The organism is Sphaerisporangium sp. NBC_01403 (genome assembly GCF_045040145.1).
Taxonomy (GTDB): domain Bacteria; phylum Actinomycetota; class Actinomycetes; order Streptosporangiales; family Streptosporangiaceae; genus Sphaerisporangium; species Sphaerisporangium viridialbum.
On the sequence record NZ_CP109534.1, the window covers coordinates 539,469 to 563,189 of the forward strand.

General features: G+C 70.2%; 16 protein-coding genes. 10 read left to right on the forward strand and 6 right to left on the reverse strand.

What is annotated here, in order from left to right; all coding sequences use genetic code 11:
- Positions 1-118: 118 nt before the first annotated feature.
- Positions 119-1,672: a long-chain-fatty-acid--CoA ligase gene (locus tag OG589_RS02320; protein WP_405145699.1), complete on the reverse strand. Its 1,554-nt coding sequence runs from the start codon at positions 1,670-1,672 to the stop codon at positions 119-121.
- A gap of 167 nt (positions 1,673-1,839) precedes the next feature.
- Here OG589_RS02320 and OG589_RS02325 point away from each other — a divergent pair, with 167 nt between their 5' ends.
- The 3 genes from OG589_RS02325 to OG589_RS02335 are packed head-to-tail and all read left to right on the forward strand — an operon-like array spanning position 1,840 to position 6,023.
- A complete protein-coding gene (locus OG589_RS02325; protein WP_405145701.1) occupies positions 1,840-3,384 on the forward strand; it encodes a GMC family oxidoreductase in 1,545 nt (514 codons plus the stop codon).
- A 48-nt stretch (positions 3,385-3,432) separates the two neighbouring features.
- Positions 3,433-4,692 carry a cytochrome P450 gene (locus tag OG589_RS02330; RefSeq protein ID WP_405145703.1) on the forward strand — a complete coding sequence of 420 codons (1,260 nt, stop codon included), beginning with the start codon at positions 3,433-3,435 and terminating at the stop codon, positions 4,690-4,692.
- Between the two features lie 50 nt (positions 4,693-4,742).
- Positions 4,743-6,023, forward strand: a complete 1,281-nt coding sequence (locus OG589_RS02335) for a cytochrome P450 (protein WP_405145705.1) — start codon at positions 4,743-4,745, stop codon at positions 6,021-6,023.
- A 33-nt stretch (positions 6,024-6,056) separates the two neighbouring features.
- Here OG589_RS02335 and OG589_RS02340 read toward each other — a convergent pair whose 3' ends face one another.
- Entirely contained in the window at positions 6,057-7,595 is a 1,539-nt protein-coding gene (locus tag OG589_RS02340; protein ID WP_405145706.1) for a hypothetical protein, read from the reverse strand.
- Positions 7,596-8,145: 550 nt separating this feature from the next.
- Between OG589_RS02340 and leuS the strand changes: the two genes are divergently transcribed.
- Positions 8,146-10,608, forward strand: coding sequence for a leucine--tRNA ligase (gene leuS / locus OG589_RS02345; RefSeq protein WP_405145708.1), 2,463 nt, complete (start codon positions 8,146-8,148; stop codon positions 10,606-10,608).
- 181 nt (positions 10,609-10,789) lie between these two features.
- On the opposite strand, the gene lexA is transcribed toward leuS, so the two are convergent.
- Positions 10,790-11,503 (reverse strand): transcriptional repressor LexA, encoded by a 714-nt coding sequence (gene lexA / locus OG589_RS02350; protein ID WP_405145709.1) that lies wholly within the window; start codon positions 11,501-11,503, stop codon positions 10,790-10,792.
- Positions 11,504-12,157: 654 nt separating this feature from the next.
- On the opposite strand from lexA, the gene nrdR reads away from it, so the two are divergent.
- Together nrdR and OG589_RS02360 are read left to right on the forward strand one after the other, a co-directional pair.
- On the forward strand, positions 12,158-12,619 hold the full coding sequence (gene nrdR, locus OG589_RS02355; RefSeq protein WP_405145711.1) for a transcriptional regulator NrdR: 462 nt from the start codon (positions 12,158-12,160) through the stop codon (positions 12,617-12,619).
- 149 nt (positions 12,620-12,768) lie between these two features.
- Positions 12,769-16,926 carry a vitamin B12-dependent ribonucleotide reductase gene (locus tag OG589_RS02360; protein WP_405145713.1) on the forward strand — a complete coding sequence of 1,386 codons (4,158 nt, stop codon included), beginning with the start codon at positions 12,769-12,771 and terminating at the stop codon, positions 16,924-16,926.
- Between the two features lie 148 nt (positions 16,927-17,074).
- On the opposite strand, the gene OG589_RS02365 is transcribed toward OG589_RS02360, so the two are convergent.
- Positions 17,075-18,031, reverse strand: a complete 957-nt coding sequence (locus OG589_RS02365) for an NAD-dependent epimerase/dehydratase family protein (RefSeq protein ID WP_405145715.1) — start codon at positions 18,029-18,031, stop codon at positions 17,075-17,077.
- Positions 18,032-18,115: 84 nt separating this feature from the next.
- On the opposite strand from OG589_RS02365, the gene OG589_RS02370 reads away from it, so the two are divergent.
- The 3 genes from OG589_RS02370 to OG589_RS02380 all read left to right on the forward strand — a co-directional run bounded on the left by OG589_RS02370 (position 18,116) and on the right by OG589_RS02380 (position 21,186).
- Entirely contained in the window at positions 18,116-18,688 is a 573-nt protein-coding gene (locus OG589_RS02370; protein WP_405145717.1) for a TetR/AcrR family transcriptional regulator, read from the forward strand.
- Between the two features lie 49 nt (positions 18,689-18,737).
- Positions 18,738-19,928: a Cmx/CmrA family chloramphenicol efflux MFS transporter gene (locus OG589_RS02375; protein WP_405145718.1), complete on the forward strand. Its 1,191-nt coding sequence runs from the start codon at positions 18,738-18,740 to the stop codon at positions 19,926-19,928.
- Positions 19,929-20,379: 451 nt separating this feature from the next.
- A complete protein-coding gene (locus tag OG589_RS02380) occupies positions 20,380-21,186 on the forward strand; it encodes an MBL fold metallo-hydrolase (protein ID WP_405145720.1) in 807 nt (268 codons plus the stop codon).
- Positions 21,187-21,190: 4 nt separating this feature from the next.
- Here the strand turns inward: OG589_RS02380 and OG589_RS02385 are convergent, their stop codons facing one another.
- On the reverse strand, positions 21,191-22,018 hold the full coding sequence (locus tag OG589_RS02385) for a LysR family transcriptional regulator (protein WP_405145722.1): 828 nt from the start codon (positions 22,016-22,018) through the stop codon (positions 21,191-21,193).
- A 115-nt stretch (positions 22,019-22,133) separates the two neighbouring features.
- Between OG589_RS02385 and OG589_RS02390 the strand changes: the two genes are divergently transcribed.
- Positions 22,134-23,435, forward strand: coding sequence for an MFS transporter (locus tag OG589_RS02390; RefSeq protein ID WP_405145724.1), 1,302 nt, complete (start codon positions 22,134-22,136; stop codon positions 23,433-23,435).
- Between the two features lie 16 nt (positions 23,436-23,451).
- Here the strand turns inward: OG589_RS02390 and OG589_RS02395 are convergent, their stop codons facing one another.
- Positions 23,452-23,631: a hypothetical protein gene (locus OG589_RS02395; protein ID WP_405145726.1), complete on the reverse strand. Its 180-nt coding sequence runs from the start codon at positions 23,629-23,631 to the stop codon at positions 23,452-23,454.
- Between the last annotated feature and the right edge of the window lie 90 nt (positions 23,632-23,721).

Sequence of the window (23,721 nt, forward strand, 5' to 3'; positions counted from 1 at the left end):
GGCATCGCCTCCAGTTGCTCGCCCCGAGATCCCTCGCCCCGGCCTCCTCGTAGGTTTGCCCCAATTTGGGGGAGTTCGATGGCGAGTAAGCCGTCGGCGTGAACCGGGAAGCCCGGCGTCAGCGCAGCTCGCGCTTGAGGATCTTGCCGCTCGCCGTCATCGGGAACGACTCACGGAACTCCACCAGGCGGGGGTACTTGTAGGCCGCCATGTTCTCCTTGCACCAGCCGGCCAGCTCGTCCTCGGTGACCGCCGCGCCCGCCTTGAGGATCACGTACGCCTTGATCTCCTCGCCGTGCGAGGGGTGCGGGACGCCGACGACGGCGGCCAGCGAGACCGCCTCGTGCGTCATCAGCACCTCCTCCAGCTCGCGCGGGTAGACGTTGAACCCGCCACGGATGATCATGTCCTTGGCGCGGTCGACGATCGAGTAGTAGCCGTCGGCGTCCCTGGTGGCGATGTCGCCGGTGCGGAACCATCCGTCCTTCATGACCTCGGCGGTGGCCTCGGGCCGGTTGTAGTAGCCCTTCATCACGTTGTGGCCGCGGATCGCGATCTCGCCGGGGCCCTCGCCCTCGATGGTCTCCCAGCCCGCGCCGACGAGCTTCATCTCCACGCCCCAGACCGGGGTGCCGATCGACCCGGCCTTGGTCGGCCTGCCCGGCTGGTTGAAGCTGGCCACCGGCGAGGTCTCCGACAGGCCGTACCCCTCGAGCACCGGCCGGCCGAAGGTCTTCTCGAAGTCCTTCAGCACCTCGACGGGCAGCGACGCGCCGCCCGCGACGGCGGTCTGCAAGGTCGCCGGAACCTCCGCGCCGTCGGCGTGGACCGAGGTGAGCATCGCCCAGTACATCGTCGGGACGCCCGCGAACAGCGTGACCCCCTCCGCCCGCATCAGCGCCAGCGCGGCGGCCGGCTCGAAGCGCGGCACCAGCACCAGGGTCGCCCTGCGGCGGAAGCCGGCGTTCATGATGACGGTCTGGCCGAACGAGTGGAACAGCGGCAGCGTCGCGAGGAAGACGTCGTCGCCCGCGAGGTCGAACATCTCGTCGGAGACGATGGCGTTCATCAGCATGTTCTGGTGGCTGAGCTCGGCGCCCTTGGGCTGCCCCGTGGTGCCGCTGGTGTAGAGGATCACCGCCGTGTCGTCGGGGGCCGTCGCCGCGGTCTCGAACTCGCCGGGCAGGCCGTCGAGCGCGCTCCACAGCGTCCGTACGCCCTCGATGCCCGAGTCGGTCGCGAAGGGCGTGGCGGGCAGCAGGAAGAAGTCGTCCGCGTGCGGGTCACCGGCCGGAAGGGCCTCGCGGAACCCGGCGTGGCCGCGCTCGCCGAGCGGCAGTTCGGGGGTGCCCTCGAAGCAGAACAGCGCCTTGGCCTCGGAGTCGCGCAGGTGGTAGGCGATCTCCCGCGACCGCAGCAGCACGTTCAGCGGGACCACCGTGGCGCCCGACTTCAGGATGCCGAAGTAGACGAACGGGAAGTACGGCAGGTTGGGGCACGCCAGCGCCACCTTGTCGCCCTTGCCGATGCCCCGCGAAGCCAGGAGGTTCGCCACCTGGTTCGCCAAAGTGTTCACCAGGGAGTACGACATCCGCATGTCCCCGAGTACCACGGCGGTGCGGTCGGGGTGCTCGCGGGCGCTGTCCTCCAGGACGACCGACAGGTTGAGCATGGGCGTTCCTCCTCGCTGGGGCCGGCCGCTTGCGTCGGGGCGAACGGCGCCGCCGGTGTCTGCGACATCTTGGCAGCCGATAGCTACTAATCGGTAACGAGCGTGGACGTGGGGTCGCAACGGGCGTAAGTACGTGAAAGGTTGCTCAGCATCCCCCGGAGGCATCAATGCAATACGACTACGTCATCGTGGGAGCGGGTTCGGCGGGCTGCGTGCTCGCCAACCGGCTCTCCGCGGACCCCTCGGTGCGGGTGGCCCTGCTGGAGGCCGGTGGCGCGGACCGCAAGCTGGAGATCCGCGTGCCCGCGGGCTTCTCCAAGCTCTTCAAGACGCGGTACGACTGGAACTTCAGCACCGCCAAGCAGGCGGAGATGTTCGGACGCGAGCTGTACTGGCCGCGCGGCAGGACCCTCGGCGGCTCCTCGTCCATCAACGCCCAGATGTGGATACGCGGCGTCCGCGCCGACTACGACGGCTGGAACCTGCCCGGCTGGTCCTACGACGAGGTCCTGCCGTACTTCAGGCGCTCGGAGCGGCGGGTCGGGTCCAACCGGGGCGGGGTGTACGGGACGGACGGCCCCGTCTACGTCTCCGAGCTGCGCAGCCCGAACGTGACGACCCTGGCGTTCCTGCGTGCCTGCGAGGAGGTCGGGCTCACCCCGCTTGCGGAGCTGAACGGCGACTCCAACGAGGGGTTCTCCCAGACGCCGGTCACCCAGGACCGGGGGCGGCGGTGGAGCGCGGCCGACGCGTACCTGCGCCCGGCGATGGGCCGCCCCAACCTGACCGTGCTCACCGCCGCGCAGGTGAGCCGGGTGCTGCTCGACGAGGACGGCCGGGCCACCGGCGTGGAGTACGACGAGGGCAGGCGCGTGACGGCGGCCAGGGAGGTGATCCTCTCGGCCGGGGCCATCGGGTCGCCGCACCTGCTCATGCTCTCGGGGATCGGCGACCCGGACGCCCTGAGGGCCGCGGGCGTCGAGCCCAGGCACGAGCTGCCCGGGGTCGGGCGCAACCTCATGGACCACCTGGCCTCGGCGGTCATGCTGGAGTGCCCCGAGCCCGTCACGCTCGCCTCGGCGGAGTCGGTCGGCAACCTCGCGCGCTACCTGCTGAGCCGCAGCGGGATGCTGACGTCCAACGTCGGCGAGGCCGTCGCCTTCCTCAGGACCACCCCGGAGGAGCCCGCCCCCGACATCGAGCTGCTCTTCGCGCCGGTGCCGTTCTCCGATCACGGGATCACCCCGCCTCCCGGGCACGGCGTCACCATCGGCGTCATCCTGCTCCAGCCGGAGAGCCGCGGCCGGATCACGCTGAACGACGGTGAGGTGGTGATCGACCCCTGCTACCTGACCGCGGAGGGCGACGTGCGGCGGATGGTGGCCGGGCTGAAGAGGGCCAGGGAGGTGTTCGCGACCACGGCGCTCCGGCCGTACGCGGGCAAGCCCATGCGGCCGTACGGCGGCGAGGAGACCGACGAGGAGCTGGCCAGGTTCGTGCGCGAGCACAGCGAGACGCTCTACCACCCGGCGGGCACCTGCAAGATGGGCGTCGACGACGACGCGGTGGTCGACCCGTCGCTGCGGGTCATCGGGGTGCCTGGGCTGCGCGTGGTGGACACCTCGGTCATGCCGATGCTCAACCGCGGGCACACCCACGCCCCTACGATCATGATCGCGGAGAGGGCGGCGGACCTCATCAAGGCCTCTTGACGTAAGCGCTCGCTTTCTCGAACCATGGAGCCCGGAGGTGCGTCAGGGATGACGGCAGGCGTGACTGACATCGATCTTTCTGACATCCCCTTCTGGGGGCTGCCCCAGGGGCGGCGGCACGAGGCCTTCCGCAGGCTCAGGCAGCTCGACCGGCCGGTCTTCACCAAGGAGAACCACACCCCGTTCATCGGCGCGGGGGCCGGGTTCTACGCGCTGGTGCGGCACGCGGATGTGAGCGAGGCCAGCCGCAACGCCGGCGTCTTCAGCAGCGAGCCCACCTCCAACAGCATCCCCGACATGCCGAGGTGGCTGGCGGTCTACTTCGGCTCGATGATCAACATGGACGACCCCCGGCACGCCAGGCTCAGGCGCATCGTCTCGCGCGCGTTCACTCCGAAGATCCTCAAGAAGATGGAGGAGGACGTCGCCAGGGCGGCGCGCGAGATCGTCGACAGGGCCGTCGCCGAGGGGCCGGGCGACTTCGTCCCCCAGATCGCCGCCCGGCTGCCGGTGCAGGTCATCTGCGACATGATGGGCATCCCTCCGGCCCACCACGACATGGTGCTGCGCAGCACGAACGTCATCCTGGGCAACGCCGACGCCGAGTACACCGGCATCCGGCCCGACATCACGCGGTGGAACGTCGCCAAGGGCCTGGTGAGGCTGCTCCGCGCGGGGCACGAGCTCAGCGGCCTGGCCCGGCGGCTCGGCCGCGAGCGGCGCGGGAACCCCACCGGCGACCTCACCAGCATGCTGGTCAACGGCGAGGAGCACCTGACCTCCCAGGAGCTCGGGTCGTTCTTCATCCTGCTGGTCGTCGCGGGCAGCGAGACCACCCGCAACGCCATCTCGCACGGCCTGAAGCTCTTCACCGACAACCCCGGGCAGCGCGAGCTGCTGCTGGGCGACTTCGAGACCCACATCCCCGGCGCGGTCGAGGAGATCATCAGGTACTCCACCCCGGTGATCCAGTTCCGCCGCACGCTCACACAGGACCACGAGATGAACGGGCAGGAGTACAAGAAGGGCGACAAGGTCCTGCTGTTCTACAACTCCGCCAACCGGGACGAGGCGGTGTTCGCCGACCCCGACGTCTTCGACATCACCCGCAGCCCGAATCCGCACGTCGGGTTCGGCGGGCCGGGACCGCACTACTGCCTCGGGGCTCACCTGGCGAGACGCGAGATCACGGTCATGTTCCGCGAGCTGTTCACCCGACTGCCGGAGATCCGCTCGACCGGTGAGCCCGACTACCTGCTGTCGAACTTCATCAACGGCATCAAGCACATGGGCTACCGCACGAGCTAGCCGTTATGCCAGGTTTGACGTAAGTAACCGCTTTTATCAATCATGGAATCATGACTGTGGGGACGCCTCCGGAGCGCAAGCCGATCACCTCGTACGACCAGATCAACCTGTCCGACTGGGAATTCTGGGCGCGGCCCATGGCCGAGCGTGAGCACGCCTTCGAGTTGCTCCGCGAACGTGAGACCCCCGTCTTCTTCGAGGAGCCGGAGCTGTCCTTCGCGCCGAGGGGCGACGGCTACCACGCGATAGTCAGGCACGCGGACATCATCGAGATCAGCCGCAACCCCGACGTCTTCTGCTCGGGGGACGGCGGCGCGACCAACATCGCCGACATGCCCGCGGAGTTCGCCGAGTACTTCGGCTCGATGATCAACATGGACGACCCCCGGCACGCGCGCCTGAGGCGCATCGTGTCCCGGGCCTTCACGCCGAAGATGATCCAGAAGTTCGAGGAGGACGTGCAGACCGCGGCCGTCCGGATCGTCGACGACCTGCTGGAGACCGGGCCGGGCTGCGACTTCGTCACCGAGGTGGCGGCCCGGCTGCCGCTCAAGATCATTTGCGACATGATGGGCATCCCGGAGAAGGACTACCGCTTCATCTTCGACCGCTCGAACATCATCATCGGCGCCTCGGACTCCGAGTATGTCCCCGAGGGCGACATGGACAGCGTGGTGGCCGCCATGCTCAACGCCGGGCTGGAGCTCCAGCAGCTCGTCCAGGACCTCGCCGCCCACCGCGCGGAGAACCCCACGGGCGACCTGACGTCATCCCTGGTCAACGCCAACATCGATGGCGAGCGGCTGACCCTGCAGGAGCTCGGCTCGTTCTTCATCCTGCTGGTGATCGCGGGCAACGAGACCACCCGCAACGCCATCTCGCAGGGCCTGCTCCTGCTCACGCGCAACCCCGGCGAGAAGGCCAGGTGGCTGACCGACGTGGACGGCCACGCGCCCAAGGCGGTCGAGGAGATCGTCCGGCTGGCCTCGCCGGTCAACTACATGCGCCGCAAGGTCACCAGGGACTTCGAGCTGAACGGCGCCCACTACAGGAAGGGGGAGAAGGCCGTGCTGTACTACTGGTCGGCCAACCGCGACCGCGCGGTCTTCGCCGACCCTTACCGCTTCGACATCACCCGCGACCCGAACCCGCACGTGGGATTCGGCGGGCCGGGGCCGCACTTCTGCCTGGGCGCCCACCTGGCCAGGCGGGAGATCACCGTGATGTTCCGCGAGCTGCTCCAGCGGGTGCCGCAGATCGAGGCGGGGCGTCCGAAGAGGCTGTTCTCCAGCTTCATCAACGGCGTCAAGCACCTGCCCTGCGAGTTCTGACCCCCGCCCGCCGCCCCGCCTCCCGCCGGACCGTCAGGAGGCCGGCGTGGTGGGCCGGATCGAGGAGAAGACCGTGTTGATGTCGGGCAGCAACTCCTTCTTGCTGTCCGGCACCGACATGTAGACGATCACCGGCACCTCGGCGCCGGTGCTCACCGCGCCGACCACCAGTGTGGTCTTGGCCCCGCCCGCGAGGATCTGGTACGCGACGACGCGCGCGGGGCGGCCGCCGACGGCCAGGCGCTGCTCGGCGGTCTTCGCCACCTTGTTGCCCTCGGGGAAGAACTTGTTGCGCGCCGCGAACGCCACCGAGCTGATCACCGGGGTGAGGTCCTCCGGGGAGGCCGCGGAGTACTTGCCCGCCAGGCTCTTGGCGAGCGGGCCGGTCATCACCTGGGCGAACTGCGGGGTGCCCGCCGAGTCGGTGCCCGCGGCCACGTACTGGCGGGTCACGAAGCCGTAGGTCGCCTGCACGTGCTGCGAGCGCAGGTCGAGCCGCCAGGGGCCGCCCAGCCTGGCCACGCTGATGGCCGACGCCTTGTCGGTGAGGATGCCGGCGCGCGGCGAGGCCTCGCCGGGGTACTTCGGCAGCCTGCCGATGGACTGCGGCTTGGTGGTGGCCTGCTTGCCCGGGGACGAGGAGGACGCCTTGGGCGTGCTCTTGCCCGAGCCCGGCTTGCTCGCCTCGCTGTCGTCGGGCGACGAGCGCAGCGGGCCGGCGAGGAACGCCCACAGCAGCGCCGCCACCAGGGCCACCGCGACGGAGGCGACGAGCGCGAGCAGCCACACCCGCCTGCCGCCCTCGGTGTCCTCGGAGTCCTCGCCCATCGCCTCGTAGTTGTCGCCGAAGACGGTGTTCCAGAGCTCCTGCTGGCGCTCGGGGGGCGGGGTCTTCGGGCCGCTGATCTGCCCGGCGGTGACGAACGGCTTGTAGGGGTCGTGCTCCTGCGGGGGGGCCGCGTGCCGCTGCCCGCGCTGCTCGGGGCCGGCCGGACGCTGCTCAGGGGCCATCGTGCCCATCACGCCGGTCGCTTCTGACACGCGGATGGTGGTCTCGGTGCCGGCCGGGACGTAGGCGGGCGCGGGCGGGGCGTCGTCGGGGAGCCGGAACGGCTGCGCGGGCGCCTCCGGGGCGTACTCCTGCCGCGCCGCGCCCTGCGGGGGGAACTGCTGCGGCCCGGTGGCGGGCGGCGCGTACTGCTGCGGCCCCGAAGGCTGGGCGGCGTACTGCTGCGGTCCTGTGGGCCGCGGGGCGTACTGCTGCTGCCCGGTGGACGAGGGAGCGTACTGCTGCGGCCCGGAAGGCTGGGGAGCGTACTGCTGGGAGCCGGTGGGCTGCGCGGCGTACTGCTGCGGGCCGGTGGGCGGCGGCGCGAAGGGGGAGTCGGTGGGCGGCGGCGGCGGGGGGAACGACGTCTGGACCGGAGCCTGCTGGGACCCCTCGCGGGAGGACTGCGGCGCGTACTGCTGGGTGGACTCCCAGGACGACTGGGGGTCGGGCGTGGTGCGGCTGCCGTACGGGAGCGGGTCGAAGACCGACGCCGAGGGCGGCGGAGGGGGAGGCGGAGGCATCTCCGGCCATGCCGGGGGGTTCTCCGGCCATGCCGGAGGCCGCGTGGGCCGGCTGGTGTGCTCAGGAGCCATTGCTGGCGGACCTCCCGACATCATGCCCGGATTGGGGGTGCTCGGCATGATCTCATGCGAAGCGGGGGTGTCCGCAGGAGAATCGGAGAAAGCCCCCCGGAACCCCAGGCCTGTCGGATCGGTCGGCGGGTCCTGCATCGGCAGCCCCTCCTCCGCTGGATCAGGTCTGCGCTCCGCCTCGTACGAGTTCACCACGGCGAAAAGCGTAAACTAAAGGGACATATGAGGTCACAACGGATCTATTACCATCGAGTAGCGGTGTGCCCGAAATCCCCCGGCCACCAGCGGCGGCGTGGAAACGATACGAAGTCCGATTGCTCGCTGCGCTACCCTTGGACTATGCGTGGCAGGACCCTGCTTCTTAGCGGGCCGCGTCGACTGAGCTGAGACACCGGTCGATGCGGCTGCCCCTCGTGGTCACGGGGGGTTTCTTTATTGGTCAAGCCATCCGCGTTGAGCCGACCGAGGGACATGGGCCGTGAGTGACGAGCAGTACGATCCGCAGGCGCTGCAGGCTAAGTGGCAGCCGCGGTGGGAGGAACTGAACCCCTTCCGGGCAGGTGAGGACGCCGCTGACGAGCGTCCCCGCAAGTACATGCTCGACATGTTCCCCTACCCCTCCGGCGACCTTCACATGGGCCACGGCGAGGTCTTCGCGATCGGCGACGTCGTCGCCCGCTACTGGTTCCAGCGCGGGTACAACGTGCTGCACCCCATCGGGTGGGACTCCTTCGGGCTGCCCGCGGAGAACGCCGCGATCAAGCGCGACGCGCACCCCGCCGAGTGGACCTACGCCAACATCGAGACCCAGGCCACCTCGTTCAAGAGGTACGGCGTCTCCTTCGACTGGTCACGGCGCCTGCACACCAGCGACCCCGAGTACTACCGCTGGGACCAATGGCTGTTCAACCGCTTCTTCGAGCGCGGCCTGGCCTACCGCAAGGGCGGCCTGGTCAACTGGTGCCCGACGGACCAGACGGTGCTGGCCAACGAGCAGGTCGTCGCCGGCCGATGCGAGCGCTGCGGGGCCGAGGTCGTCCGCCGCGAGCTGACCCAGTGGTACTTCAAGATCACTGACTACGCCGACCGGCTCGTCGACGACATGGCCCAGCTGGAGGGCGGCTGGCCCGACCGCGTGCTGACCATGCAGCGCAACTGGATCGGCCGTTCCGAGGGCGCCGACGTCCGGTTCGAGATCGAGGGCCGCGACGAGCCGGTCACGGTCTACACGACCCGCCCCGACACCCTGTACGGCGCGACGTTCTTCGTGGTCGCCGTGGACGCGCCGCTGGCCGAGGAGATCTGCGCCCCCGAGCAGCTGCCCGCGCTGAAGTCCTACCGCGCCGAGGTCGCCAAGCTGAGCGACATCGAGCGGCTGTCCACCGACAAGGAGAAGACCGGCGTCTTCCTGGGGCGCTATGCCGTCAACCCGGTCAACGGCGAGCGCATCCCGGTCTGGGCGGCCGACTACGTCCTGTCCGACTACGGCCACGGCGCGATCATGGCGGTGCCCGCGCACGACCAGCGCGACCTCGACTTCGCGCTGAAGTTCGACCTGCCCGTGCGGGTGGTCGTGCACACCGGGCTGGCCGACCCGGGCGAGACCGGCGTCGCCACCCCCGGCGAGGGCAAGCTGGTCAACTCCGGCCCGCTGGACGGCCTGTCGAAGACCGAGGCGATCTCCCGCATCATCCAGGTGCTGCAGGATCGCGGCACGGGTACCGCCTCGGTCAACTACCGGCTGCGCGACTGGCTGCTGTCCCGCCAGCGCTTCTGGGGCACCCCGATCCCGATCATCCACTGCGTCGACTGCGGCGAGGTCCCCGTCCCGGACGACCAGCTGCCGGTGACGCTGCCCGACCTGCGCGGCGAGGCGCTGGCCCCCAAGGGCGTCTCGCCCCTGGCGAGCGCCACCGAGTGGGTCAACGTCTCGTGCCCGAAGTGCGGGGGTCCCGCCCAGCGTGACACCGACACGATGGACACCTTCGTCGACTCCTCGTGGTACTTCCTGCGCTACTGCTCGCCGGACTTCGAGGAGGGGGCGTTCGACGTCGAGCAGGTCAGGCGCTGGGGCCCCGTCGACCAGTACGTCGGCGGCGTCGAGCACGCCGTGCTGCACCTGCTGTACTCGCGGTTCTTCACCAAGGTCCTGCACGACATGGGCATGGTCGACTTCACCGAGCCGTTCCTGCGCCTGCTGAACCAGGGCCAGGTGATCAACCAGGGCAAGGCGATGTCCAAGTCGCTGGGCAACGGCGTCGACCTGGGCGAGCAGATCGACGCGTTCGGCGTGGACGCCGTCCGCCTGACGATGATCTTCGCCGGGCCGCCCGAGGACGACATCGACTGGGCCGACCTGTCGCCCGCCGCCTCCCAGAAGTTCCTGGCCAGGGCGTTCCGCGTCATGGCCGAGGCGGGCGCGGCCTCTCCCGCAGGGGCCGACTTCGCGGCCGGTGACACCGAGCTGCGCAAGGTCACCCACCGGGCCATCGACGAGATCACCCGGCTGGTCGAGTCCCACCGCTTCAACGTGGCGGTCGCCCGCATGATGGAGCTGACCTCCGCGACCCGCAAGGCCATCGACACCGGCCCGGGGGCGGCCGACCCGGCCGTGCGCGAGGCCGCCGAGTCCCTGGCGGTCATGCTGTCGCTGGTCGCGCCGTACGTCGCCGAGGAGGGCTGGGAGCGGCTCGGGCACGGGCCCACGGTCTCGCACGGCGGCTGGCCGGCGGCCGACCCGGCGCTGCTGGTGCAGGATTCGGTGACCTGCGTCGTCCAGGTGGCAGGCAAGGTCAGGGACCGCCTGGAGGTCTCACCGTCGATCTCGCAGGCGGAGCTGGAGGCGCTGGCGCTGGCCTCCGACAAGGTGCGCGCCCACCTGGACGGAGCACCCCGCAAGGTGATCGTGCGGGCGCCCAAGCTCGTCAACATCGTCCCCTGAGACCCGGGACGACAACCGGGTCACGGGAGGCCGTGGCCCGGCCGGTGGTGCATACCCGGGCCGGTGATTCGTACCCGGGCTGGTGTTTCGTGCCCGGCCGGGGCCTGAAAGCGAGACCGCCTGAGCGCTCACCCGGGGTGGGCGCTCAGGCGGGGGGCGGGCTTGTGCCGGGCGGGAGAGGTCAGAGCTTGCGGAGGACCGCCACGACCTTGCCGAGGACGGTGGCCTCGTCACCAGGGATCGGGTCGTAGTTGGCGTTGTGCGGCACCAGCCAGACGTGGCCGTCCTTGCGCTTGAAGGTCTTGACCGTGGCCTCGCCGTCGATCATCGCCGCGACGATGTCGCCGTTGTCGGCCACCGGCTGCTGGCGCACGACGACCCAGTCGCCGTCGGCGATCGCCACGTCGATCATCGAGTCACCGGCGACCTGGAGGAGGAAGAGCGTGCCCTCGCCCACGAGCTGCTTGGGAAGGGCGAAGACGTCTTCGACCCGCTCCTCGGCAAGGATGGGACCACCGGCGGCGATGCGCCCGACAAGGGGGACGAACGTGGCCGTCGGCCGGCTCACCAGGGACTCCTCGCCGCCCGGGGCGACGGGGTCGACCCAGAGCGCCGGCTCGCCGGGCAGGCGGACCTCCAGCGCGCGGGGGCGGTGCGGGTCACGGCGGAGATAGCCCTTGCGCTGCAGTGCGGTCAACTGGTGGGACACGCTGGAGGTGCTGGTCAGCTGGACCGCCTCGCCGATCTCTCGCATGGAGGGCGGGTAGCCGCGCTGCTGCACCGAATCGCGGATCACCTCGAGAATCTTGCGTTGCCGTGGGGTGAGACCGAGGGAGTCACGCCTGCGCACCGCCAGATCGCTGGCAACCGTGCCGATCTCGTCCTGCTCGCTCATAGCTCCTCCTCGCCGGGCGCCTGGGGGACGCTCCGTCACGCCGTGCCCGCCCCGGCCGGCTCCCGGTGTGTGTTCCCGATGTCGCACACAGCGACAATAACTCTGTTCAAGATCGTCTTCAAACAGTTGTTCGAGAGTCGCCGAATTCGACGACAATCTGGTGAACGCCATCGTACGGGAGTTCGATCGATATCGTGTTCGACTTTGCGATCTTATGCCCGTGGAGCGCCGAAAGTCGATCACGCGAGCGATCCGTGTCCGGGGGTGCGGGGTCGAGGAGGCTCGCGCCCCAGCCGCATCACCGTCCCCGGTGGTCGCGACACGCCGTGGCCCGCTCGTTCGCCCTGATGGGCGGCCGATTTCCCGCTCGTCGGCCCGGCCGACTTGCGTTCATGGTGCGTCACTCCTACGGTTAGACCACAACATCTAGTAGTTACACCGATGTGGTTCACCATAAGTTGTGTTTCCGTCAACGCACTCCGAGTAGCCGAAGTGCGTGCGTGAGCGTATTCCCGTTTAGGCGGGAAGGGCCCGAAAGCATGGTGGAATGCGGAAACATATGGCGGCTTATCCCTGAGGCCGACGCCTCGGGAACCTCCTCATCCGAGGTCGTGCCGGCGTAACTCGTGGGGGCCGCGAGAAAAGGGAGGCGACATGCATTGTCCGTTCTGTCGTCATCCGGACACGCGGGTCATCGACAGCCGCTCTACCGAGGACGGCGCGGCGATCCGCCGCCGGCGCACCTGCCCTGAGTGCGGGCGCCGGTTCACCACCCAGGAGACGGTGCTCCTGATGGTGAGCAAACGCAGCGGGGTCACCGAGGCCTTCTCGCGGGACAAGGTGATAGCCGGCGTGCGCCGCGCCTGCCAGGGGCGGCCCGTCAGCGAGGACTCGCTGGCGCAGCTCGGCCAGCGCGTCGAGGAGAGCATCCGGGCGACCGGCTCGGCCGAGATCCCGGCACACGAGGTGGGCCTGGCGATCCTCGGCCCGCTCCGCGAGCTCGACGAGGTGGCCTACCTTCGGTTCGCCTCCGTCTACCGGAGCTTCGAGACGCTCGCCGACTTCGAGGAAGAGATCGAGCAGCTCCGGGCGGCGCGAGCCGCGAAACACAGCTGAACAGGCCAGACCACTTTTGGACACCTCCCAGCGGGCCGCGACGCCGTAAGGCCGGGCATTCCCGCTGGACCCCTGCGCCGGGGGATGCGAACGGCGCGACGAAGTGTTTCCGACACGAGGGCTCCTTGGAGCCCCGGAAGGGGGAGATCATGACGGAGACGGTGAGTGGCTCAGTGGGTCGTGGGGGCAAGCGGTCCCACAAGGGCTTGAAGATCAAGCGTATCCACACCACGCCCGGTGTGCACCCGTACGACCAGGTGCGCTGGGAGCACCGTGACGTCGTCATGACGAACTGGCGGGACGGCTCGATCAACTTCGAGCAGCGTGGCGTCGAGTTCCCCGACTTCTGGTCGGTCAACGCGGCGAACATCGTGACCACGAAGTACTTCCGCGGCGCCGTCGGCACCCCGCAGCGCGAAGTGAGCCTGCGGCAGCTCGTCGACCGTGTCGTCGGTGTCTACACCCGCACGGGCCGCGAGCACGGCTATTTCGCGTCCGAGGAGGACGCCGAGATCTTCGACCACGAGCTGAAGCACGCCCTGATCCACCAGATCTTCAGCTTCAACTCCCCGGTCTGGTTCAACGTCGGCACCGCCTCGCCTCAGCAAGTGAGCGCTTGCTTCATCCTCGCGGTGGACGACGAGATGGAGTCCATCCTCGAGTGGTACAAGGAAGAGGGTGTGATCTTCAAGGGCGGTTCCGGCTCCGGGGTCAACCTCTCCCGCATCCGTTCCAGCAAGGAGCTGCTGTCGAGCGGCGGCACGGCCAGCGGCCCGGTGTCGTTCATGCGCGGGGCCGACGCGTCCGCGGGCACCATCAAGTCGGGCGGGGCGACCCGCCGGGCCGCCAAGATGGTCGTGCTCGACGTCGACCACCCCGACATCGAGGAGTTCATCGAGACCAAGGCGCGCGAGGAGGACAAGATCCGCGCCCTCCGCGACGCCGGGTTCGACATGGACCTCGGCGGCAAGGACATCGTCTCCGTCCAGTACCAGAACGCCAACAACTCCGTCCGGGTCTCCGACGAGTTCATGCGCACCGTCGAGGCGGGCGGCAAGTTCGGCCTGCGCGCCCGGCTCACCGGCGAGGTCATCGAGGAGATCGACGCCAGGTCGCTGTTCCGCAAGATGGGCCAGGCCGCCTGGGAGTGCGCCGACCCCGGCGTCCAGTACGACGACACCATCAACGACTGGCACACCTGCCCCGAGACCGGCCGCATCACCGCGTCCAACCCCTGCTCCGAGTACGTCCACCTGGACAACTCGTCCTGCAACCTCGCCAGCATCAACCTGCTGAAGTTCCTGCGCGAGGACGACACCTTCGACGTCGAGAGCTTCGTCAAGCTGACCGAGCTGATCATCACGGCGATGGACATCTCGATCACCTTCGCCGACTTCCCGACCGAGAAGATCGCCCAGACCACCCGGGCGTACCGCCAGCTCGGCATCGGCTACGCCAACCTCGGCGCGCTGCTGATGGCCACCGGCCACGCGTACGACTCCGACGGCGGGCGCTCGGTCGCCGCGGCGATCACCAGCCTGATGACCGGCGTCTCCTACCGCCGCAGCGCGGAGCTCGCCGCGATCGTCGGGCCGTACGACGGCTACAAGCGCAACGCCGAGCCGCACAAGCGGGTGATGCGCAAGCACGCCGCCGCCAACGACGACCTGCGCGCCGGCGGCGCCCTGGACCGGCCGATCCTCAACGAGGCGACCAAGCAGTGGCAGGAGTGCCTGCGCCTCGGCGAGAAGAACGGCTACCGCAACGCCCAGGCCTCATTGCTGGCTCCGACCGGTTGCCTGACCGGAGACACCCTGATCACCACAGATCGCGGATTGGTCCGCCTGTCCGAGATCGGTGACGTGTACGGAGATCGTTGGCAGGACCTCGACATGACGGTCTCCACTGATGAGGGCCCGCGACAGGCGACGAAATTCTTCGTCAACGGCGAGGAACCGACGCGGTTGATCCTGACCGAAGGCGGATACCGGATCCAAGGCACCCTCACCCACCGAGTCAAGGTCGTCGACACGGGCACGGGCGGGTGGCAGTGGAAGCGGATGGCCGATATCGAACCCGGCGACATCGTTCCGATGCAGATGCAGACGCTTGTCGGTAAGCCTCGCCAGGTTGCGCTACCGGTGCTGGACCAGGCCTACTACGCGGGCGACCGGAACATCACCGTGCCGAACGCGGTCACGCCGGAGCTCGCCGAACTGGTCGGCTACTTCATGGGAGACGGCAGCCTCCATGCCAAGGGCATCCGTCTTTCCGTGGCCGACACCGACCCGGATGTGATCGAGCGCATCCGCATCCTCGCCAAGGGCCTGTTCAACCTGGAGCCGGCGGTCACGGAACGCGAGGGTTACCGGGAAGTCGTTCTCCAGTCCGTCCGGCTGGCGCGTTGGTGGCAGGCGAGCGGATTCGCCAAGGAGCTTCCCGGCACCGACCACTCCGGCAAGGGGTGGACGCCGCGCATCCCCTCGGCCATCCTTGAGGCCAACGATGGCGAGATCTACGCCGCCTTCGCTCGCGGCCTGTTCGAGGCCGACGGGACCGCTCTCGCCGGCGTGCCGAGCTTGTCCACGTCATCGGAGACGTTCGCCGGTGAGGTGCGTACTCTTCTGCTCGCTCTGGGCATGGCCACCACCACCCGAGAGACCGTGAGCGGCCTCGGCAGCCGGATCTTCCAGGTGCGGCTGCGCAATGTCGACCACGCGCTGAACTTCGACGAGATCGTCGGGTTCATGGGGGATCGCAAGAACAAGCTGATGGTCGAACTCGAGCCGGAGCGGTCGGCGAAGAAGGACTACGTCTTCCTTCCTCGCGCAGTCTGGGACGAGTTGGTCCCGCAGGGCCACGCTGCGCGTAGCGCCGTGACCCAGTCGATCGGCAGGACAGGCGGCGTGGCTCGGATGCTGGCCAAGACGCTGCTGCAGGAGAAGTGGGATGACAGACTCGGCCACGCCCTCGGCTACCTGTTCGAGCGGGTGGCGGCCAACGAGGACGGCGGCGTCCAGCCGACGTATGACCTTTCGGTTCCCGAGAACGTCACCTACGTCGCCAACGGCATGGTCAGCCACAACACCATCGGCCTGATGATGGACTGCGACACCACCGGCATCGAGCCCGACCTCGCGCTGGTGAAGTTCAAGAAGCTCGTCGGCGGCGGGTCGATGCAGATCGTCAACCAGACGATCCCGAGGGCGCTCCGGCAGCTCGGCTACCAGCCCGAGCAGGTCGAGGCCATCGTCGAGTACATCGGCGAGCACGGCCACGTGATGAACGCCCCCGGCCTCAAGCACGAGCACTACGAGGTGTTCGACTGCGCCATGGGCGAGCGGGCGATCGCCCCGATGGGCCACGTGCGCATGATGGCGGCGACCCAGCCGTTCCTCTCGGGCGCGATCTCCAAGACCGTAAACCTGCCCGAGTCGGCCACCGTCGAGGACATCGAGCAGGTGTACCTGGAGGGCTGGAAGCTCGGCCTGAAGGCGCTCGCGGTCTACCGCGACAACTGCAAGGTCGGCCAGCCGCTGTCGATCGCCAAGAAGACCGAGGAGAAGGCCGCGGAGCCGGTCGTCCAGGTCGTCGAGGTGCCCAAGCCCAAGCGGCGCCGCCTGCCGAACCAGCGGCCGAGCACCACGACCCGGTTCACCGTCGGCGGTGCCAAGGGCTACATGACGGCGTCGTCCTACCCCGAGGACGGCCTCGGCGAGGTCTTCCTCAAGATGTCCAAGCAGGGCTCGACCCTCGCCGGTGTCATGGACGCCTTCTCGGTGGCCATCTCCGTCGGCCTGCAGTACGGCGTCCCGCTGGACACCTACGTCAGCAAGTTCATCAACATGCGGTTCGAGCCGGCGGGCATGACCGACGACCCGGACGTGCGCATGGCGGCCTCGGTGGTCGACTACATCTTCCGCCGCCTTGCCCTCGACCACCTGCCGTACGACGAGCGGGCTGCCCTCGGCGTCTTCTCGGCGGCCGAGCGGGCGGCACAGCAGCGCGGTGAGGACCCCGGCGCGCCCCAGGAGGTCATCGACACCGCCGCCCTCGCGCAGTCCGCCCCCATAGAGGAGCGGCACGAGGAGAAGGCGGAGGACAAGGCGGAGGACGGCCCCGCCACCGGTGGGACGGCCACCCCCGTCGAGTCCCCCTCGCGGGGGAACGGCTCGGCGGCCGCGCTCGAAAGCCACCAGGGCCGCACCGCCGACGCGCCGCTCTGCATGACCTGCGGCACGAAGATGCGCCCGGCCGGCAGCTGCTACGTCTGCGAGGGCTGCGGCAGCACCAGCGGCTGCAGCTGATTTCGACGTGTCCTCGGGCACGAAATAGCGGTTCAGCAGAGTGGGGAACCGGTGAGTCACCGGTTCCCCGCTTGCTTATGGCGAACGTGGGCGCCGGCTTGATCCATCGCGAGTCGATGTCGATGAGCTCCGGCGCCACCCCGCTGTGTCAACCAAGCATTCGAAGAAGCTCGGCTTCTTCGGCGGTCGTGAGGCCGGAGCGGCCCACCGTGTGGCCGGACTCGCGCTGCCAGGCGAGCGTGTCGCGGGCTGTATCGGCGACCGGGCGGATGCGCAGCCCGGCGGCCAGCGTGGCGGAGGTGTCGCGGGTCATGAAGCCGGCGTACTCGGGCAACGGCAGCCACATCGGCAGCGACCGCGGCCCCATCCACGGCTCCACCTTCTGCTCGATGAGGAACTCCTGACCGGCCCAGACCAGCTCGGGCTCCACTGCCACGCTCTTGGCGATCTCCGCCAGCAGCTTGCCCCTGCTGAACGGCATGGAGATCGCATCATACGGACCGGCGAGCCCTTTCTCTGCCGAGTCGAGCGTCCAGGCGGCCAGATCGCGCACATCGACGAGTTGCACGAGCTCGTTGGGTGACCCAGGAGCCAGCACGGGCCCGCCACGCGCCAGCCGGTCGACCCAGTAGGTGAACCGGTCGGATCCGTCCTCCGGGCCCACGATCAGTCCGGCACGCACGACGAGCGCCCCATCACCGACGATCCGCTCGCACGCCACCTTGGCCGGCCCGTAGTTCTCCGGGTCGGTCTCGTCGGCATCGGCGGCCAGCGGCTCGTGCAGTACCTGGTTGGCCTCACCGAAGTCGGAGTAGACGCTGCACGACGACACGAACGTCCAGTGCCCGGCGCGACCTGCGAGCTCCATGACGGCCCGCCGCACCAGGCTCGGATGCCTGGCGACGTCGATGACGAGGTCGAAGGGGCCCTCCACCGCCGCCAGCCCGCCGTCCTCACTCCGATCGACCCGGACGAATTCAACATCCGGCGGCGGATCGCCCGCGAGCCCGCGCGCCGCGCACACCACCTCGTGCCCGCGATCGCGCGCCTGCCGTGCGATCTCCCTGGACAGGAACCTCGTACCACCCAGAACAAGTGTCCGCATCCCCTCATCCTGACCCACCTGGTCTGGGTGTACTCCATTTGCCGATATTGCACTGACCGTTCCAAAAAGTGCTACGTTCTGGGTATGGCGAGGCCGAGGAACTTCGACGAGGGTCAGGCGGTCGACGCGGCGATGCGGGCGTTCTGGGCCGGTGGGTACGAGGCGACCTCGACCCAGGATCTGTGCGACGCCACGGGCCTCGGGCGCAGCAGCATCTACAACACCTTCAAGAGCAAGCACGACCTGTTCGGCAGGGCGCTTCGCCACTACATCGAGGCGGTCTCCGGCCGGCAGGTCGAGCTGCTGAACGGTGACGCCCCCGTGCGGGAGAAGTTCCGCATCCTGCTCCACCAGGTGGTCGACGACGAGTGCGGCGACCGCATGGGCTGCCTGGTGGTCAACGCCGGCATCGAGCTGGCCTCGCACGACCCCGAGGTGGCCGGCCTGCTCAAGCGCGACTGCGACCGGCGCGTCGGGGCGATGAGGGAGGCGATCGAGGCGGGCAAGAGCGCCGGCGACATCGCGCCCGGCCGTGACGCCCTGGCTTTGGCGCACTTCGTCAACGCCATCGCCGGTGGGCTCAGGGTCGCCGCCCGCGCGGGTGCCGACCGCGCGGCCCTGGAGGCCGTCGTCGCCACCGCCCTCGATGCTTTATAGCGGTTTGCCCGCCCTCGTTTCACTGATCAATCCAAATGATGGAGCCCCTGTGCCTTTCGCTGTCTACATCCTCGGCCTGGCGATCTTCGCCCAGGGGACCTCCGAGTTCATGCTCGCCGGGCTGCTCCCGGAGATAGCCACAGATCTCGGGGTGTCCATCCCTGACGCCGGGTTGCTGATCTCTGCGTTCGCCCTCGGCATGCTGGTGGGCGGGCCCCTGCTCGCGGTCGTCACCCTCCGGTGGCCACGCCGCCTGTCGTTGCTCGCCTTCGTCGCCGTCTTCGTGGCCGCGCACGTCGCCGGAGGGCTGACGGCCAGCTATGGGGTGCTGCTGACGACCAGGATCGTGGCCGCGTTCGCGTACGCGGGGTTCTGGGCGGTCGCGGCGGTCGCGGCCGTCGGCATGGTGCCCGCCAACGCGCGCGGCAGGGCCCTGGCGATCGTCACGGGCGGCCTCACCATCGCCACCATCCTCGGCGTCCCCGCAGGCACGTTCGTCGGCCAGCACCTCGGCTGGCGCGCGGCCTTCTGGGCCGTGGCCGCGGTGACGGCGCTCACCGCGATCGGGCTGCCCGCCACCGTCCCCGGAGGCCGGCTCACCGGCGACAAGGCGCCCGACCTGCGCCGCGAGCTGCGCACCATGGCCAACCCCCGCCTCTGGCTCGCGTACAGCTCGACCGGGCTCTCGGCGGGCAGCGTGGTCGTCACCTTCAGCTATCTCGGCGCGCTGCTGACCGACACGACGGGCCTGGACGAGGCCTGGGTTCCGGCGGTGCTGGCGCTGTACGGCGTGGGGTCGCTGATCGGCATCACCATCGGCGGCCGGATCGGCGACGCGCGGCCCTTCGGCACGCTCTACGCGGGGTGCGCGGGCATCGTGGTCGTCTCCGTGCTGCTCGCGCTGACCATGGACGTCGTGGCCGCCGTCGTGGTGCTGGTCTTCTTCCTCGGGTTCTTCGGGTTCTTCGTCAACCCCGCGCTGAACGTCCGCATCTACGCGATCGCCGGAGAGGCCCGCACGCTCGCGGGCGCCACGGTCACCTCGGCGTTCAACATCGGAATCGTCGTGGCCCCGTGGCTCGGCGGGCTGGCCATCGGGGCGGGGTTCGGGTACCCGTCGGTCGCCTGGACCGGTGCCGCGCTGGGAGTGGTGACCATCGCCTCCGTGGCCCTCGGCTCCGCCCTGAACGGTCTCTCGCGAAAGGCCGACCCCGCCCCGTCGTCGCTCCCGGCGGCCTAGCCCGCCGCGCGCCGGTATCCGCCGGCCGACCCCGATCACCGCGACCCCGATCACCGCGACCCCGATCACCGCGACCCCGATCACCGCGACCCCGGTGACCAGCGAGCCTCCGGTGGCCACGAGGAACGGCGGGCGGCGGAACAGGCCCATGTCGAGCAGTAGACGCCGCGCCGGCTCGCCACGGAGGCGAGCGCGCCGGACACCAGGGGGCCGAGTGCCATTCCGAGGCCGAGCATGGCCCCGTAGAGCCCGGTGGCGCGCACGCGCTCGGGCCCGCTGGGGAAGGTGTGCCCGACGATCGCTACCGGCTTCCACCCGGGACGGGGAGGAGCTGGTCCCCGGCCACGCCGCCGGGGGCCGCACATGGGGGCGGTTCCTGCTGGAGGCGACCCGCTGAGGGCCGGGCGGGCACTCAGTACACTGGGCGGTCGTCGGGGCGTGGAGGTCGCTGGTGGGCAGGTGGATCGAGGTCGGTGACCGGGTCTGGGTGCGGCGCCACGCCGAGCTCGACCTCTCGCTCGGCCTGGTGGCGGGCGACCGCGCCTGCCTCGTCGTCGACACCGGCCCCGACGAGGTGCTGGGCGCCGAGTTCGCGGCGGCCGTGCGCGAGCTCACCGATCTGCCGTGGTCGGTGGCGCTCACCCACGCGCACTTCGACCACGCCTTCGGCACGGCGGCGTTCGGCGGGTGCCCGGTGTGGGCGCATCCCGCCTGCGCGACCGACCTCGCGGAGACCGGCGAGACGCAGCGGGCGGTCTGGGCGGAGCACTACCGCGAGCAGGGCGCTCCCGAGGCCGCCGCCCGCCTGGAGGCCGCGCGGCTCGTGCCGCCCGACCGCCTGGTCGAGTGCGTCACCGAGATCGATCTCGGCGGCCGTCTGGTGCGGCTGGCCCACCCCGGGCGCGGGCACACCGGCCATGACCTGGTGGTCCACGTGCCCGACAGCGCCCTGGTCTTCGCCGGAGACCTGGTGGAGCAGGGCGCGCCCCCGTCGTTCGGCGACGCCTTCCCGCTGGCGTGGCCGTCCGCCCTCGACCGGGTGCTCGGCCTCGGGCCCCGTACGGTCGTGCCGGGGCACGGCGAGCCGGTGGACGCCGCGTTCGTCGCCCGCCAGCGCGACGAGCTCGCCGAGGTGGCCGAGCTGTGCCGGGCGGTCGGGGCCGGGGAGATCCTGGTGCCCGAGGCCCTCGCCCGCTCGCCGTACCCCGAGACTTTCACCACCGACGCCCTCGCCAGGACCGCCGCCATTCCGGGGTAGCGGGTCAGGCGCTCATGGCGTACAGCACGTCGCGCAGGTGGTCCTCACGGCCGGGCTGCCAGACCAGGCGCAGGGACAGCGCGGGGGCCGCGAGCCCCAGCTCGACCAGGGCGCCGGAGGCGAGGTCCTCCGCCACGGCGAACTCCGGCAGCAGTGCCATGCCGAGACCCTGCCGGGCCCACGCCCGTACGGTGCCCACGCCCGAGAACTCCCTGCGCGGGGCATGGCCGCCGAGCGCCCGGTCGGCCGCCATCCGGAACGAGCACGCGCTCTCGGTCACAAGCAGCGTCTCGGTCGAGCCGCCGGGCGCGGCGACCAGCGCCAGCCCGACCTCGTCCACGTCGAGGAACTCCAGGTCCGGCGGGTGATCGAACCCCAGGGCGCCGATCTCGGAGCCGGTGTCGAGCAGGAGCCCGGCGTCCAGGCCGCCCCGCGCGACCTCGGCCAGCAGCCGCCGCCGGGTCAGGGCGCGGACGTCGAGCTCGATGTCGGGACGCCGCACCGCGAGCCGCTTCACGATGGCGGGCACATGGGTCGCCACCAGCGTTTCCAGCGCGCCGACGCGAACCCGGTGCGAGCCGCCCGTCACGGACCTACGGACCGACTCCGCGTGGTCGAGCAGGCCGCGTGCCTCCGGGAGCAGGGCGCGGCCCCGCTCGGTGAGCCGCATCCCCGCGGGGGTACGGTCGAACAGCCTCACACCGAGTGAGCCCTCCAGCCTGCGGATCTGCTCGGAGACGGAGGCGGGTGCCAGGCCGAGCAGGTGGGCGCCCTCGGTGACGGTGCCGCACGCGGCGACGGCGACGAACCCTTGCAACTGCCGAAGCTCCACGGCGTCGAGCCTACGTTTCCCCCCGATCCGGCGGGCCACGGCATTCGGTTTTCCCGAACGACCCGTGCGGTTCGGCCTGTTGAGCGGCGGGGCCGGACGGCGCAGAGTGTCCGGCGTGCTCACACGGACTACACCCAGGTCACTCCTCGGGCTCTCGCTCGCGTACTTCCTCGTCCTCCTCGACACCACCGTGCTGGTGGTCGCGCTACCCGGCCTGCGAGCGTCACTCGGCGGGTCCTTCGCGGGCCAGCAGTGGGCGGTCAACGGCTACACCGTCGCCTTCGCCGCGTCGCTGCTGACCGGCGGGGCCGTGTCCGACCGGTACGGCGCGGCCCGCGTCTTCCGCGCCGGGGTCGTGGCCTTCGGCGGCGTGTCCCTGCTCTGCGCTCTCGCCCCCGGCCTGTGGGCCCTCGTCGGGCTGCGGGCGCTGCTCGGTCTCGCGGGAGCCCTCTGCCTGTCCAGCTCGCTCGGGCTGATCGCCCAGCTCTACCCCGACCCGGCCGGTCGCGCCCGTGCCATGGGGGTGTGGGCCGCGGTCAGCGGCACCGCCCTCGCCGCGGGCCCGCTCGCCGGGGGCCTGCTCGTCGGCCTCTACGGCTGGCGCGCGGTGTTCCTGATCAATCCCGTCCTCGCCGTCGCCGCCCTGGTCCTCATCAGGGGCCTGACCTCGCCCGCAGGGCGGAGCCGCGTCGACTGGCCGGTGCAGCTCGCCGCGTGCGCGTTCCTCGCGCTGCTCGCCGACGCCGCCACCGAGGTCGCGCTCCTCCCCCTGGCCGCCGCGCTCGCCGTGCTGGCCGTACTGGTGTGGCGCGAGCGGCGTAGCGACGCCCCCGCCCTGCCCGCAGGCCTGCTCAGGGCGGCCTGGTGGGGTCTCGGCACGGGAGCGGTGGTGAACTTCGCGTTCTCGGGGGCCCTGTTCGCGATCACGCTTCTGCTCCAGGGCGAGCGGCATCTCACCCCGCTGGAGACGGGGCTCGCCTTCCTTCCGCTGACGGTGCCGATGACCTTCAACGCGCTGGTCACCGGGCGGCTCGTCGCGAGGTACGGGCCGCGTCCCCCGGTGATGGCCGGGCTGGCGCTGCTGGTCGCCGGCCTGTCGGCCTCGGGCCTCGCCGTACGGAGCGGCGCGGGGAACGAAGCGCTGCTGTTCTGCGGCCTCGCCCTCATGGGGTTCGGCCTGTCGTGCTGCCTTCCCGCGCTGGTGGCGGATGTGGTCTCGGCGGCGCCTGCCGGCCTCGCGGGCACGGCAGGTGGCCTGCTCAACGCGGTCAGGCAGGTCGGCGCCACCCTGGGGGTCGCGGTCATGGGGGTCGTCGCCCAGGGCACCGGGAGCGGCACGTTCGCGGCGCTGTTCCTCGCCGCGGCCCTGGTCGCCCTCGCCGGGCCCGTGGTCAGACGCGGCCGGGCCTCCGGTTGAGCGGATCAGGCGCCGGTCAGGCGGCGGGGGTGGGGGTGGGGCCGCCCGTGCGGGGGAAGCGGATGATGTTGCGCCCGGTGTACGCCTGCAGGTGGACCACCTTGGACTCGCTGGAAGACCTCCGGCCGTGTGCCGACCGGATGTCGCGCACCTTGTGCCGTGGCACGTACGCGGGCACCACCGAAAGCCTTTTCATCCCAGCCCCCCGGCGTGATGATTCCGTTATATGAGATGTCTACAGAGGATGGCGTAAGACTATTGTAAAGATCTTTAGTACGGCAGGGCG